This window comes from Erythrobacter sp. HA7-11, from assembly GCF_055693605.1.
In genome coordinates this window covers 2,782,729-2,796,548 of sequence record NZ_JBVFUF010000002.1, presented here as the reverse complement: position 1 = coordinate 2,796,548, position 13,820 = coordinate 2,782,729, and the positions used below count along the sequence as shown (strand labels likewise).

13 protein-coding genes and 1 pseudogene are annotated in these 13,820 nt (G+C 59.9%); 13 read left to right on the top strand and 1 reads right to left on the bottom strand.

Translation table 11 applies throughout. From position 1 onward, the window contains the following. The first annotated feature begins 99 nt into the window (after positions 1–99). Entirely contained in the window at positions 100–453 is a 354-nt protein-coding gene (locus tag ACZ1GU_RS14325) for a ribose-phosphate pyrophosphokinase (RefSeq protein WP_472648620.1), read from the top strand. Positions 454–468: 15 nt separating this feature from the next. Here ACZ1GU_RS14325 and ACZ1GU_RS14320 read toward each other — a convergent pair whose 3' ends face one another. Continuing rightward, positions 469–1,467 carry a helix-turn-helix domain-containing protein gene (locus ACZ1GU_RS14320; protein ID WP_472648619.1) on the bottom strand — a complete coding sequence of 333 codons (999 nt, stop codon included), beginning with the start codon at positions 1,465–1,467 and terminating at the stop codon, positions 469–471. A gap of 200 nt (positions 1,468–1,667) precedes the next feature. Between ACZ1GU_RS14320 and hisN the strand changes: the two are divergent. From hisN to ACZ1GU_RS14260, 12 genes and pseudogenes are all read left to right on the top strand, one after another. Beyond that, positions 1,668–2,436, top strand: a pseudogene (gene hisN, locus ACZ1GU_RS14315) (histidinol-phosphatase). Between the two features lie 62 nt (positions 2,437–2,498). Next, positions 2,499–3,269, top strand: a complete 771-nt coding sequence (locus ACZ1GU_RS14310) for a preprotein translocase subunit SecD (RefSeq protein ID WP_472648618.1) — start codon at positions 2,499–2,501, stop codon at positions 3,267–3,269. Between the two features lie 146 nt (positions 3,270–3,415). Beyond that, positions 3,416–3,619, top strand: coding sequence for a 50S ribosomal protein L35 (rpmI, locus tag ACZ1GU_RS14305; RefSeq protein WP_472648617.1), 204 nt, complete (start codon positions 3,416–3,418; stop codon positions 3,617–3,619). 118 nt (positions 3,620–3,737) lie between these two features. Then, positions 3,738–4,097, top strand: coding sequence for a 50S ribosomal protein L20 (gene rplT, locus ACZ1GU_RS14300; protein ID WP_472648616.1), 360 nt, complete (start codon positions 3,738–3,740; stop codon positions 4,095–4,097). Between the two features lie 179 nt (positions 4,098–4,276). After that, on the top strand, positions 4,277–5,179 hold the full coding sequence (locus ACZ1GU_RS14295) for a helix-turn-helix domain-containing protein (RefSeq protein ID WP_472648615.1): 903 nt from the start codon (positions 4,277–4,279) through the stop codon (positions 5,177–5,179). A gap of 126 nt (positions 5,180–5,305) precedes the next feature. Beyond that, a complete protein-coding gene (gene pheS / locus ACZ1GU_RS14290; RefSeq protein ID WP_472648614.1) occupies positions 5,306–6,463 on the top strand; it encodes a phenylalanine--tRNA ligase subunit alpha in 1,158 nt (385 codons plus the stop codon). Continuing rightward, positions 6,460–8,853 (top strand): phenylalanine--tRNA ligase subunit beta, encoded by a 2,394-nt coding sequence (pheT, locus tag ACZ1GU_RS14285; protein ID WP_472648613.1) that lies wholly within the window; start codon positions 6,460–6,462, stop codon positions 8,851–8,853. The genes pheS and pheT overlap by 4 nt, the downstream gene beginning before the upstream one ends. A 20-nt stretch (positions 8,854–8,873) precedes the next feature. Further along, entirely contained in the window at positions 8,874–10,406 is a 1,533-nt protein-coding gene (locus ACZ1GU_RS14280) for a peptide chain release factor 3 (RefSeq protein WP_472648612.1), read from the top strand. A gap of 49 nt (positions 10,407–10,455) precedes the next feature. Then, on the top strand, positions 10,456–11,337 hold the full coding sequence (locus tag ACZ1GU_RS14275; RefSeq protein WP_472648611.1) for an alpha/beta fold hydrolase: 882 nt from the start codon (positions 10,456–10,458) through the stop codon (positions 11,335–11,337). A 20-nt stretch (positions 11,338–11,357) separates the two neighbouring features. Continuing rightward, positions 11,358–11,915, top strand: a complete 558-nt coding sequence (locus ACZ1GU_RS14270; RefSeq protein WP_472648610.1) for a pyridoxamine 5'-phosphate oxidase family protein — start codon at positions 11,358–11,360, stop codon at positions 11,913–11,915. Positions 11,916–12,094: 179 nt separating this feature from the next. Continuing rightward, positions 12,095–12,433: a P-II family nitrogen regulator gene (locus ACZ1GU_RS14265; protein WP_472648609.1), complete on the top strand. Its 339-nt coding sequence runs from the start codon at positions 12,095–12,097 to the stop codon at positions 12,431–12,433. A 29-nt stretch (positions 12,434–12,462) separates the two neighbouring features. Beyond that, positions 12,463–13,758 carry an ammonium transporter gene (locus tag ACZ1GU_RS14260; protein WP_472648793.1) on the top strand — a complete coding sequence of 432 codons (1,296 nt, stop codon included), beginning with the start codon at positions 12,463–12,465 and terminating at the stop codon, positions 13,756–13,758. The last annotated feature ends 62 nt before the right edge of the window (positions 13,759–13,820 follow it).

Genomic DNA, 13,820 nt, shown 5'->3' with positions numbered 1-13,820 from the left:
GCGATCTGAAGATCGGTTGGCGTTTCACGCCGTCTGCGACTCCGCTGAGGGCGCCCGCTTGGGCTTGCGGCCCCTCGGGTCGATTGGCACTTTGCATCCATGTTAGAGAAGACCGAAATCCGCACCATCCTGATCGATGCGGCGCGGCGTCGGAACACGCTCAGCTACTCGCAGCTACTCATGGTGCTCGGCCACCGTTTTACCCGGCCTCTGATGCGTCAGCTTTGCAAGGTGCTCGACCGGATTGACGAAGACGGACGAGCGAAAGGCGAGCCGGGCCTTGCCGTGCTGGTCGTGCGCGAGAGCGATGGAATGCCCGGACAGGGCTGGTTTGTTTCGCGCTCGGGTGCGAGCGAGAACTTCCCAAGCGACTGGGGCAAAGAAGGCTGCGGGCCGCAAGCGCGCGCTTATGTGAAAGCGCGCCAGAGCGAGGCGTTCGACTATTGGCAGTGATATTGGCGGCGAGCCTCAGCCCTTTGGGGTGCTGTCGCTCACCGCGTCGCAATCCGCCCGCCAGCTGTGCAGTTGGCCTGGCTGGTGCCTTTGCAACTCTTCAAGCCGCCGTGCCTGGCGTTGCTCAAGCGAAATGGTCAGCAGCGGGCGGGGCTGGGCGCGAAACTTTTGCGGGGTGACGCCGAAGAAGCTTTGAAACTCGCGGATCTGATGCGCCTGATCGAAGAAGCGCATCAGCATTTCTTCCGCTTCTTCCTCATTGGCGACACCGCACAGCTGCGATGCGAGGTCGAGCGCGCGCGCACGGCGCATGACCAGTCGCGGTGACACCCCGAAATCGCGCTTCACGATCCGCTGCAATTTGCGAATGCTGATATTGTGGCTTTCGGCAAAGTCACCCAGCGACTGGGTCGGATCGGCGAACGCCGCCAGCTCGAACGCCACCGATATCGGATCGGGCGGCGGCGGATCATGCTTTTCAATGTAGCGGCGCAGACATTCCTCGATCGCGTGGTTCCATTCCTCCGGTGTGTGTCCTTCGGAAAGGATCTCCTTGCACTCGGGTTCAGCCAGGCCGAACACGTCCTTGCTTATCACTCGATCGAGCATCTCGGTCGCCGGGATGCCGGTCAGTGCGTAGAACGCGCCGGCGCGCATGCCAAATCCTGCCGACATCAAATCGCCGGTGCAGGTGAGCGGCATGTACTTGGAATGCTGCCCGAACAGCAGAACTTCATTCTCGTGCGTTTGGTGCGCGTCGACAGTCAGCGCGGTCCAGCGTCCGTTGAAGACATTGCGTACATAGGCGAGATCGTTGCACATCCCGCAGGCAATGGTGCTGTTTGGCGAATTGGTAGCCTTGGCCGAAACCAGTCGCGCAACCCAAGGCGAAAGATCATCGCTCGCCGCGCGATTGGCTGATAGCGGCAGACCGTCTCGTGATACGCCCGAATAGGAAGCAAGGTTGCGGCGCCAAATTTCGCTTGGCTCAAGGGACTTTTGATTGCCACCCATATCCTCAACCCACCAACTGCTTTGCCATGCCACCGGGGCTGCAGTTCTTTTTTGGTTACATTATTTGTTTCACGTACTTAAGCGGTTCAAGGTCGTCGGTATTGTATGTATCCGGCAATTTTCAGGTAGCATCGTTAGGCACTTGACGATTGATCTTGTGCTGGCGAGGGCGCTTGGCGCGATTGGAGAGAGGTGCCGCCATGACTGACAAAGATGTAGCTTTGGCCCAGCGCCTTGCCGATGTGGCGGGTTCGACCATTCGCCCGTTCTTTCGCGGAGAATGGGAAGACGAGCGCAAGGCGGATCGTTCGCCCGTGACCGAGGCTGACCGCGCCGCGGAGGCGGCGATGCGCGCGCTGATCGAGGCGCATTGTCCCGATGACGGGATTATCGGCGAAGAATACGGTACGCATAATGAAAATGCCGGGCGGCAATGGGTGCTCGATCCGATTGACGGCACGATCAGCTTTATGGCCGGGCGGCTCGATCTTCGGCACTCTGATCGCGCTCTTGCAGGATGGGTGGCCGGTGCTGGGCGTGATCGACCAGCCGATTGCGAGTGAGCGCTGGGTCGGGCGGGTCGGCGAAGCAACGCTGTTCAACGGCAAACCGGTGAAGTCGCGTTCGTGCAAGGAATTGTCGGATGCGGTGATCGCCTCGAGCGGCCCGCAATATTTCAGCGACGATCAGGGCGCGGCCTTTATGTCGCTGGCGGCGCAAACCTCGCAGATCGTGGTGTGGGGCGGCGATTGCTACAATTACGGCCTGCTCGCAAGCGGGCATTTGGATGTCGTGTGCGAGGCGGGATTGAAGCTCTACGATTACGCCGCGCTGGTCCCGATTGTCGAAGGGGCTGGCGGAATGATGAGCGACTGGCAGGGCAACCCTCTCGATGCTGGGTCTGATGGAACGGTGCTGGCGCTGGGCGAACCCGCACGGCTGGAAGAAGCGCTGGAGGCGATGGGGTAGGTCGCTACGGTGGCTTGCAATCATAAAGCGGCTGTCGCATCACCGCGGCAACAATGGAAAGCTTGAAAACTTCGCTCCGCATGGGCGTGCTTGTTGCGCTCGGCTTGGTGGGACTGACGGGGTGCAATGACGTCGCAGCCCTCGCCGGGCCAACGCACGAATATCTGATCGAATACGATCCGGATGAGGTAAGCGATCCGCCAGCGACGAGCGAAGCGCAGAGCGATGCGCTTGACGAATCCATCGTTGTCATCCGTCAACGCCTGCTCAGCATTGATGTGATCGCGCACAGTGTTGAGCGGGTGGGCGATAATCGCCTCGCTCTGAAGGCCTCGGGCGAAAATATGCGCGAGAAGCTCGATGTGGCTCTGGGCCGCACGCCGAAACTGACCATTCAATTGGTCGATGACACGGCCTTGCCTGAAGATACGCGCGCCGGGATAGCGCCGCCCGGCAGCGAAGTTCTGCCGATGGCTGATGGGTCGGGCTCGTTTGCTGTAAGGCGGGTTGGCGGCATGTCGAACCGGCATCTCACTGATGCGACGGCGAGATTTGACGATCAGATCGGGCAGCCGGTCATCTATGTTGATTTCAACGAGAAAGGCGCGCGAAAGTTTGGCAGGCTGACCAGCGAGAATGTCGGCAAGCCGCTCGCCATTGTGCTGGAGGGGGAGGTGATTTCCGCGCCGATCGTCAACGAGCCGATCCTGGGCGGGTCGGTGCAGATTTCAGGCGGCTTTACCTTCGAAGAGGCCGAAGAGCTTGCGATGAAGCTTCGCTCAGGAGCCTTGCCGACCGGCTTTGAAGTCGTGGCCGAGCGGAAACTGGAATAAAGCGACCTCGCCCGAACGCGCAAAATGCTTGCATCCGAGGGTGGAATCGCTATGTGGCGCGCTTCGCTGACACAAATACCGAGTCCGGCCTGGCGACTAGGGCTGCCAGGGCTGGTCCAATGTGTCTCTGCATGAAGGAGATGAAAATGCCCAAACTGAAGACCAAAAGCGGTGTGAAGAAACGCTTCAAGATCACCGCAACCGGCAAGGTCAAGCACGGCGTCGCAGGCAAGCGCCACCGTCTGATCAGCCACAATGCGAAGTATATCCGCACCAACCGTGGAACCACTGTGCTGTCGGATGCCGACACCAAGACAGTGAAGAAATGGGCGCCCTACGGGCTCGATTGATTTGATGGGCTAGACCGCCCACTCCCTCCACCCCTCCGCCTGGAACCTACCGGGCGATCATCGGGGTGAAAGGGTGGAAAGAGCGGGCTGGCGCAGAACTCTACAAAGGATACTACATATGCCTCGCATTAAACGCGGCGTGACCACACGTCAGAAGCACAAGCGCCTCCTCGATCAAGCCAAGGGCTATCGCGGTCGTCGCAAGAACACCATTCGCATTGCGCGTCAGGCCGTCGAAAAGGCTGGCCAGTACGCTTACCGCGACCGCAAGGTTAAGAAGCGCAGTTTCCGCGCGATCTGGATCCAGCGGATTAACGCAGCGGTGCGCGCCGAAGGTCTCACCTACTCGCAGTTCATGCACGGCGTGAAGCTCGCGGGAATCGAGCTGGACCGCAAAGTCATGGCCGACCTCGCCATGAACGAAAGCGCTGCCTTCAAGTCGATCATCGACCAGGCGAAAGCCGCGCTGCCAGCGTAATTCAATTTTGAGGGGCCGGGTGGACGCATTGCTTTCACCGCAAGCTCTTCAAATTACGGCACAATCAGAGGACGCTCAGCCAAATGGCGAGCGTCCTTTATTGTATCTGAGCGACATTTCCCTTGTAAGTTTCCGCCAGAAAACTTGTAAATTTGCGCCAGAAGCGTAGGACGCGCCGCATGGTGGGGACCGTAGATCAAGAAACAAATGCCGGTGCGAACTTTCAAGTTCGGAGCCGTTTCTTCACGCCCTCGCATCAATTCGAAGGCTGCTTCACGACTTTCTATCACATGACGCTCGATGTCGAGAATGGCGGAGAGCTGGCCGATTATCTTCAGCCTGAGTGGGGCAATATTCGCTTCTTTGCAGGCGGAGTGCCCGATGCCAGCATCGGAAACTCTCGCGCTTCGGGTGTGCGCTTTTCGGCCACCGGACCAAGCTCGCGCCCTTGCCACTTTCGCCTGAAGTCCTCGCGGATGTGGGGCATCGGGCTCTTGCCGCTCGGCTGGGCGCGCTTCATCGATATGGACGCGCGCGACGTGGCGAACACCGTGTGCGAAGGCGCGCGCCATCCCGCCTTTGAAAAGTTCGCCGGCCTAACCGATACGTTGTGCGACACCAATGCCAGCGATGAGGATCAGTTGGCGGCGATCGAACAATATATGAGCCGGCTGATGCGGCCCAATCGCGACGAGCCCAAGATCATCCGTATCCACACGGCGCTGGTTGAGCCCTCGCTCTCTTCGGTCGATGACCTCGCCAAAGCCAGCGGGATGAGCGTGCGCACGCTTGAGCGGATGTGCCGCCGATATTTCGGCTTCACGCCCAAGCTGTTGATGCGGCGCCAGCGCTTTATGCGCACGCTCAGTGCGTGGATGCTTCACGGCAGGAAGCTGTGGACCGACGCGATGGATGATCACTACCACGATCAGGCGCAGTTCACGCGTGAATTCCACGAATTCATGACCATGAACCCGAGCGAATATGCGGCGCTCGATCACCCGATCCTCGCTTCGTTTATGGAAGCGCGCGCCCGCGTTTGGGGCAGTGCCGCGCAAACGCTGGACAAGCCAGTAGCCTAACGAGCGGCGCGCCAAACGGCGCGCTTTTGCATCACGCCACGCGCCGTTCTCACCCAGCCTCAAATCCCACTTTGCCATCGCGCGCGAATCCCGCTAGCGGACGCGCTCCATCCAACAGGTTCCGACATGACCGAAATGACATCGCAAAAAGAAGCGGCTCTGGCCGCGATACATAGCGCTGAGACGCTGGAAGCGCTCGACGAGCAGCGCGTCGCCGCGCTCGGCAAGAAAGGCTGGGTCAGCCTCGCGCTCAAGACGCTGGGCGGGATGAACCCCGAGGAGCGGGCCGAAGCTGCGCCGGCGATCCAGGCCGTGCGCGCGGAAATCGCTGACGCTATCGCCGCCAAGAAAGACGCGCTTGAAGCCGCCGAACTCGAAGCTCAGCTGGCGAGCGAGACGATCGACCTCACTTTGCCCGCACCCGACATGCCGAGCGGATCGGTGCATCCTGTCAGCCAGGTGATGGACGAGCTGGCGGAGATTTTCGCGGACCTTGGCTTTGCTGTGGCGACCGGGCCAGAGATTGAGGACGATTGGCACAATTTCACCGCGCTCAACATGGATGAATCGCACCCTGCGCGCGCGATGCACGACACGTTCTATTTCCCGGACAAGAGCGCTGACGGCGGCGAGCAATCGGCCTCAAGTAGCGAAGCGGTAGGCCCGAAAAAAATGCTTTTGCGGACGCACACCAGCCCCGTGCAAATCCGCACGATGAAGGAAATTGCCAAGGCCAATCCTGGCGGCGCGCCGGTGCGCATCATCGCGCCGGGCCGCGTTTACCGCTCAGACAGCGATGCGACCCACACGCCGATGTTCCATCAGATCGAAGGTCTGGTGATCGACAAGGGCATTCATCTGGGCCATCTCAAATGGACGCTCGAGACCTTCCTAAAGGCCTTTTTTGAGCGCGAGGATATCGTGCTGCGCCTGCGCCCATCCTACTTCCCCTTCACCGAGCCGAGCGTCGAGGTCGATGTCGGCTATGCCAATGAAGGTGGACGCCGCGTGGTCGGCGGATCGGGTGATGATGAAGGCCATGACTGGATGGAGCTGCTCGGCAGCGGCATGGTCAATCCTCGCGTGCTCGAAATGGGCGGGTTCGATGCAAAGGAGTGGCAGGGTTTCGCCTGGGGACTGGGCGTCGACCGGCTCGCCATGCTCAAATACGGAATGGATGATCTGCGCGCCTTCTTCGATGGCGATCCGCGCTGGCTTTCACATTACGGCTTCTCGCCGTTCGATCAGCCGACCCTTTCCGCTGGTGTGGGAGCTCGCCCATGAAGTTCTCCGTCACATGGCTGAAAGACCATCTCGAAACCGATGCGTCGCTGGCCGAGATCACTGACACGCTGAACGCAATTGGCCTCGAGGTCGAAGGCGTCGAAGACCCGGCAGACAAGCTTGCGGGCTTCAAGGTCGCCAAGGTTTTGACCGCCGAAAAGCATCCAGATGCCGACAAGCTGCAAGTGCTGACGGTCGACACCGGTGAAGGCGGTCCTTTGCAGGTCGTGTGCGGTGCGCCCAATGCGCGCGCCGGGATGAAAGGCGTGCTCGGCCTACCGGGAGCGGTGGTTCCATCAAACGGCATGGAGCTTAAGAAAAGCGCCATTCGCGGCGTCGAATCCAATGGCATGATGTGCAGCGTGCGCGAGCTGGAACTGGGTGATGAGCATGATGGCATCATCGAGCTGCCCGAGGATGCGAGCGTCGGCCACAGCTTTGCTGACTATCAGGGATCATCGCCGATCATCGACGTTGCGATCACGCCCAACCGCCCTGATTGCATGGGTGTTTACGGGATTGCGCGCGACTTGGCCGCAGCGGGTCTTGGCAGGCTGAAGCCGGTCGCCTTCCCAGGCTTTGAAGAGCAGGGCGCGTGCCCGGTCGAAATCCGCACGGACGATCCCGAAGGCTGTCCGGCGTTCTATGGCCGCGTCATTTCAGGTGTTAAAAACGGCAAGTCACCCGACTGGCTTCAGCAGCGGCTGAAGAGTGCGGGCCAGCGCCCGATTTCTCTGGTGGTCGACCTCACCAACTATCTGATGCTGGCCTTTGGCCGCCCCACTCACGCCTATGACGTGGCGAAGCTGAAGGGGGCAATTGTCGCGCGCCGCGCCAAGAACGGCGAAGAGATCACCGCGCTCAACGAGAAAACCTACACGCTCGATGACAGCATGGTGGTGATTGCCGACGACAATGGCGCGCATGACATTGGCGGCATTATGGGCGGCGAGGAAACCGGCGTATCCGATGATACCACCGAAGTGTTGCTCGAGGTCGCCTACTTTGAGCCTGCGCGGATCGGCGTGACCGGACGCAAGCTGGGCTTGGCATCGGATGCGCGCACGCGGTTTGAGCGCGGGGTTGATCCGGCATTTTTGGCCGATGGCCTCGACCTGCTTGCGGGCATGATCGCAGAGCTGGGCGGCGGCACGGTGAGCGAGGCGGTGCATGCTGGTTCGCCTCCGTCCGAGGCCAAGGTGATTGCGTTTGACACCGCGATGACCAAGCGTTTGGGCGGCGTCGATGTGCCCGCGGACGAGCAGAAGCGCATTCTCGAGAGCCTGGACTTTGCGGTTGATAGCTCGTGGAATGTTACGTGTCCGCTGCGCCGTCACGACATTGAGGGCGCGGCTGATCTGGTCGAGGAGATCGTGCGGATTCACGGCCTCGATAGGGTTGAAAGTGTTGCGCTGCCGCGCCTTGATGGCGTGGCGCGACCGACTGCTTCGCCTGAGCAGGTGCTTGAGCGCAAATTGCGCCGTGCGGCGGCGGCGAGCGGCTTGGATGAAGCGGTGACATGGTCGTTCCTGCCGACAGGTGCGGCGCGGCACTTTGCTGCCGAGGGTGAGGAGTTGTGGCAGCTCGACAACCCGATCAGCGAAGACATGAAGGCGATGCGGCCATCTCTGTTGCCGGGCCTGATGATGGCGGCGGCTCGCAATGCGGATCGCGGCGCTGCGGGAACGCGTCTGTTCGAGCTAGGGCGGCGCTATTTCCGCGGGGATAATGGCGCGAGCGATGAGCGTGCGACTTTGGGTGTCTTGCTTGCCGGTGAGAAGCTGCGGCGCGGCTGGGCGAACGGCAAGGCGCAGGGCTTTGATGCCTATGACGCCAAGGCGGCGGCTTTGCATCTGCTCGAAGCAGCGGGCGCTCCAACCGGGAACCTGATGGTGATGGGCGAGGCCGGGGGCGAGTTTCATCCCGGCCAATCGGGGACTTTGCGTTTGGGTCCGAAGAACGTGCTGGCGCGGTTCGGGATGCTGCATCCGGCGACCCTGAAGGCGTTCGACCTCGACGGGCCGGTCGCAGCGGTCGAGCTGTTCTTGGATGCACTGCCGCGCAAGAAGGGTGCTGTTGGATTTGCGCGGGCTTCTTACAGCCCGCCTGCCATGCAAGCGGTGACCCGCGACTTCGCGTTTCTGGTTCCTACAAGCACCTCAGCCGCAGACCTCCTTCGCGCAGTCCGATCTGCTGATAAGACCAATATCGTCGCCGCGCGCATCTTCGATGTGTTCACCGGCGGACACGTGCCGGAGGGCAAGAAATCGATTGCTTTGGAGGTGACGCTGCAACCTCAGGAGGCGAGCTATAAGGATGCCGATCTGAAGGCGATTTCTGATGCGATTGTCGCCAGTGCAGCCAAGCAGGGAGCAGAGCTGCGCGGTTAGTCCTCGCGCGCTGATATCCTATGTCCAATCGCCGCACTTTCGCGATCATCTCGCACCCTGACGCAGGTAAGACCACGCTGACTGAAAAGTTGCTGCTGCAAGGCGGCGCGATCCACCTCGCGGGGGAGGTTAAGGCACGCGGGCAAGCACGTCGGGCGCGCTCAGACTGGATGAAGATCGAGCAGCAGCGCGGCATCTCGGTCACGTCGTCTGTGATGACCTTCGAGAAAGAGTATGACGGTGAGACGATCACCTTTAATCTGCTCGATACACCGGGGCACGAGGATTTCTCAGAAGACACCTATCGCACGTTGACCGCGGTCGACAGCGCGGTGATGGTGATTGACGCGGCCAAGGGGATCGAGCCGCAGACCCGCAAGCTGTTCGAAGTGTGCCGCCTGCGCAGCGTGCCCATTATTACCTTCATCAACAAGGTTGACCGCGAGGGGCGTCCAGGCTTTGAACTGCTCGATGAAGTCGCCGATCAACTCGCGCTCGATGTCTCACCGCAAATGTGGCCGATTGGCATGGGCGGACAGTTCGAAGGCATTCTCGATTTCGCGAGCGGCGAAGTCAGCCGACCCGAAGGCGCCTCAAAGGAGTTCCTCGGCACGCGCGATTCCGACGCTGCGATCCCCGAGGAATGGGCCGAGGAAATCGAGCTCGCACGGATCGGCTATCCCGAATTCGATCTCGAGGCATATCGCAATGGCGATCTGACGCCGGTTTATTTCGGCTCTGCGCTCAAGAATTTCGGCGTGACCGAACTGATCGACGCAATTGCGACCCATGCGCCGCCGCCACGCCCGCAGCCAGCAGGCGAAGAGCAGATCTCACCCGAGCGCGATGAAGTCACCGGCTTCATCTTCAAGGTTCAAGCGAACATGGACCCGAACCACCGTGACCGGATCGCGTTCATGCGGCAGGTCTCCGGCACGTTTAAACGCGGCATGAAGCTAACACCTTCGGGCCTCGGCAAACCGATCGCGATCCACTCTCCGATCATGTTTTTCGCGCAAGACCGTGAGATTGCTGATACCGCCGAGGCGGGCGATATCATCGGCATCCCCAATCACGGCACTTTGCGCGTCGGTGATACGCTAAGCGAGAAGGATGCGATCCGCTTCACTGGCCTGCCCAACTTCGCGCCGGAGATCTTGCGCCGGGTGCAGCTCAAAGACCCCACCAAGACCAAACAGCTTCGCAAGGCGCTCGATGATCTTTCAGAAGAGGGCGTCATTCAGGTCTTCTATCCAGAGCTCGGCGCGCAGCACATTGTCGGTGTCGTCGGCCAGCTTCAGCTCGAAGTGCTGATCTCGCGGCTTTCGGCGGAGTACAAGGTGGAAGCAGCATTGGAAGCTGCGCCGTTTGCCACAGCGCGCTGGATCAAGGGCGAGGGCCAGGCGCTCGCCGACTTTGAAAGTTTCAACCGCCCGAACCTTGCAAAAGACCGCGATGGCGATCTTGTCTTCATGGCCAAGAGCCCGTGGGATGTGAATTACCAGATGGAAAAGAACCCGGATCTGAGCTTCTCAGCGACCAAAGAGCGCTAGCCGCACACGCAGGCTTGCGGGTCCGCGCGCTTCGCGGCAAGGGAGCCCCATGACTGTTTCCGGCCCGACCTCCCAAACCTTTATTTCCCAGCGTCTGAAGCTCAATTATTTCGATTGGGCACAGACCAAGGCTGACCGTGAGAAACCGCCCTTGGTGCTGGTACATGGCGGGCGCGACCATGCGCGCAGTTGGGATTGGACAGCCGAGCAGCTTTGCGCCGACTATCACGTTGTCGCGATGGATCACCGCGGTCACGGCGACAGTGATTGGGTGTCGGACGGTAACTACAATTCGAACGACATGGTCTATGATCTTGCGCAGCTGATCCATCAGCTCGGGCGCGGACCGGTGACGATTGTCAGCCATTCTATGGGCGGCAATGTCGCGCTTCGCTACACCGGCATGTTCCCTGATATGGTCACCAAACTGGTGGCGATCGAAGGCTTGGGGCCGAGCCCCGATTGGAAAGCCGAGCAGCGCAAAACGCCTTACCCGCAGCGCATGGCAGAGTGGATCGAGAAGAAGCGCAAGGCGGCTGGCCGAACCCCGCGCAAGTATGAGTCCATCGAAACCGCCTTTGCCCGGATGATCGAGGAAAACTCGTACCTGACCGAAGAGCAAGCGCGGCACCTGACCGTCCACGGCGTAAACCGCAATGAGGATGGCACCTACAGCTGGAAATTCGACCCACACCTCAATGTATGGGGTGTCGAGGATGTCGCGGACGAGTTCGTCGAACAGACCTGGGCGGCGATCACGTGCCCGACATTGCTGCTCTATGGCGCGGACAGCTGGGCCTCCAACCCAGAAAAAGACGGTCGGCTGGGGCACTTCAATACCGCGAAGGTGATCGAATTTGAGGAGGCCGGCCACTGGCTGCACCATGACAAGTTCGACCGATTTATGGATGTGCTAAGAGAGTTCCTCTGATCCCTTAAAGGAGTCCGACAATGGCTGAATTTTTCGACACGCTGAATGACAAGCATATCGCGATGATCGAAAAACAGCCGGTGTTCTTCGTCGCGACCTCCGCGCCGATAGGTCGGATCAATCTCAGCCCCAAGGGATATGACGCTTTCCGAATACTCAGTCCCAAGCGCGTCGCTTACTTGGATCTCGGCGGCTCGGGCAATGAGACACATGCCCATCTGGGTGCCGATGGGCGCATCACGATCATGTTCTGCAATTTCCAGCAGCCTGCAAACATCCTGCGCATTTATGGTCGCGGCGTGCCGGTCCTGCCGCAGGACGATGGTTGGGAGAGCCTCGCCGAGCACTTCACTCTTCTGCCCGGCACGCGCCAGATTTTCGTGATCGATATCGAAAGCGTGCAGACAAGTTGCGGTTGGGGCGTCCCTCTGATGACGCTGGAGGCGGAGCGCGAGACACTCAAGAAAGCGCACCGGCAGACTGATCCCGCCGAGTGGGAGGCGAAGATGGCGACACGAATTGCGAGCATCGATGGCCTGCCGACCCGGCCAACGGACCGCTACATCGCGGGCGAATGAACCACCAAATCTGTCGAGTTGCTTAAAAACCGAGCAAGAGGTTAATTTTTAGGCAGGTATTATTCCGCAGTTGCGAAATGAATCGCGGAATCCGACCGTTTTCGCGTGTTCGCAAATCTGGCACGCCTTTTGCTGTTCTTTGTTCGCCGGAGCTGACCGGCGGATAAAAGGGGGCACGGATGAAATTCATCATCGCCATCATAAAGCCATTTAAACTCGATGAAGTCCGCGAAGCGCTGGGCGCGATCGGTGTCGCTGGAATGACCGTATCTGAGGTCAAAGGATTTGGCCGCCAAAAGGGTCAGACCGAGATTTACCGCGGCGCGGAATACTCAACCAACATGCTGCCGAAAGTGAAGCTCGAAATTGCTGCGAGCGACGAGATCGCCGCGCAGGTGGTCGAGACCATCCAACAGACAGCCAACACCGAAGCGATCGGTGACGGCAAGATATTCGTGCTCGATCTCGCATCGGCAACTCGTATCCGCACCGGCGAGTCCGGTGAGACCGCGCTTTGACGGGGACACAGACAATGAAAACAACACTGATGAAATTTGGCGCGGTTGCTTTGGGCGGATTGGTTCTGGCTCAGCCCGCGCTTGCGGCAACGCCTGCACCTGTACCCAATCCCGGCAACAATGCCTGGATGATGACCGCAACAGTCCTCGTCATGCTGATGATCCTACCGGGTCTCGCGCTCTTCTATGGCGGACTGACCCGTTCCAAGAACATGCTTTCCACTATGACGCAGATCGGCGCGACCGCCTCGCTCGCGATGCTGATTTGGGTGATGTGGGGGTACTCGACCGCCTTTGGTCCTGAAGGGAATGCCTTCTTCAGCTGGGGCGTGCCGTTTCTCGCAGGCATAGATGCATCAAGCACTGCTGCTACTTTCACCGATGAAGTGATTTCCGAGTTTGTCTTCATCAGCTTCCAGATGACCTTCGCGGCGATCACTGCAGCACTGATCCTCGGCGCGACGGCTGAAAGGATGAAGTTCAACGCGGTCATGGCATTCGTACCGATCTGGCTGACAATCGTCTATTTCCCGATTGCTCACATGGTCTGGGCTGGTGGCGGGCTGCTGTTTGAAGACGGCGCGCTCGATTTTGCAGGCGGCACTGTGGTTCACATCAACGCGGGTGTTTCCGGCCTTGTGCTTGCTTACCTGCTTGGCAAGCGTCGCGGGTATCCGAATGAGCCAATGCCACCGCACAGCCTCACCATGACTATGGTCGGCACAGGTTTGCTTTGGGTCGGTTGGTTTGGGTTCAACGCCGGTTCCGCGCTCGAAGCGGACGCCTCGGCTGGTCTCGCCATGATCAACACTTTTGTTGCAACGGCAGCAGGTGCATTGACCTGGATGGTGATCGAACGCGCAGCTGGCCATAAGGGATCGGCCCTTGGCTTCTGCTCGGGTGTGATCGCTGGCCTCGTCGCAGTGACACCAGCAGCAGGCAACAGCGGTCCATTCGGAGCGATCCTGCTCGGTATCGCATCGTCAGCAGTCTGCTACTTCTTCGTTGCGAAGGTCAAAGCCAAGTTCGGTTATGACGACTCACTTGACGCATTCGGCATCCACGGCATCGGCGGCATAGTCGGCGCAATCGGCACGGGCCTCGTCTACCAGCCCTTCATTGGCGGACCTGGCGACGGATCGGTCGCCTTGGGCTCGCAGCTCTGGATACAGACATTTGGCGTCCTTGTAACGATCGCCTGGGCTGCAGCCGGTACATTTATCGCTGCCATGATTGTGAAGGCGATCATCGGTCTGCGGGTCGACGAAGAAACCGAAGTCGACGGGCTCGACATCTCCGAACATGGGGAGCGCGCCTACAATTAGGGGTCAGCATCGCACGGAGAGTGGAAACCGGTTTTCGCTTTCCGCGATGCGACCAGACAAAG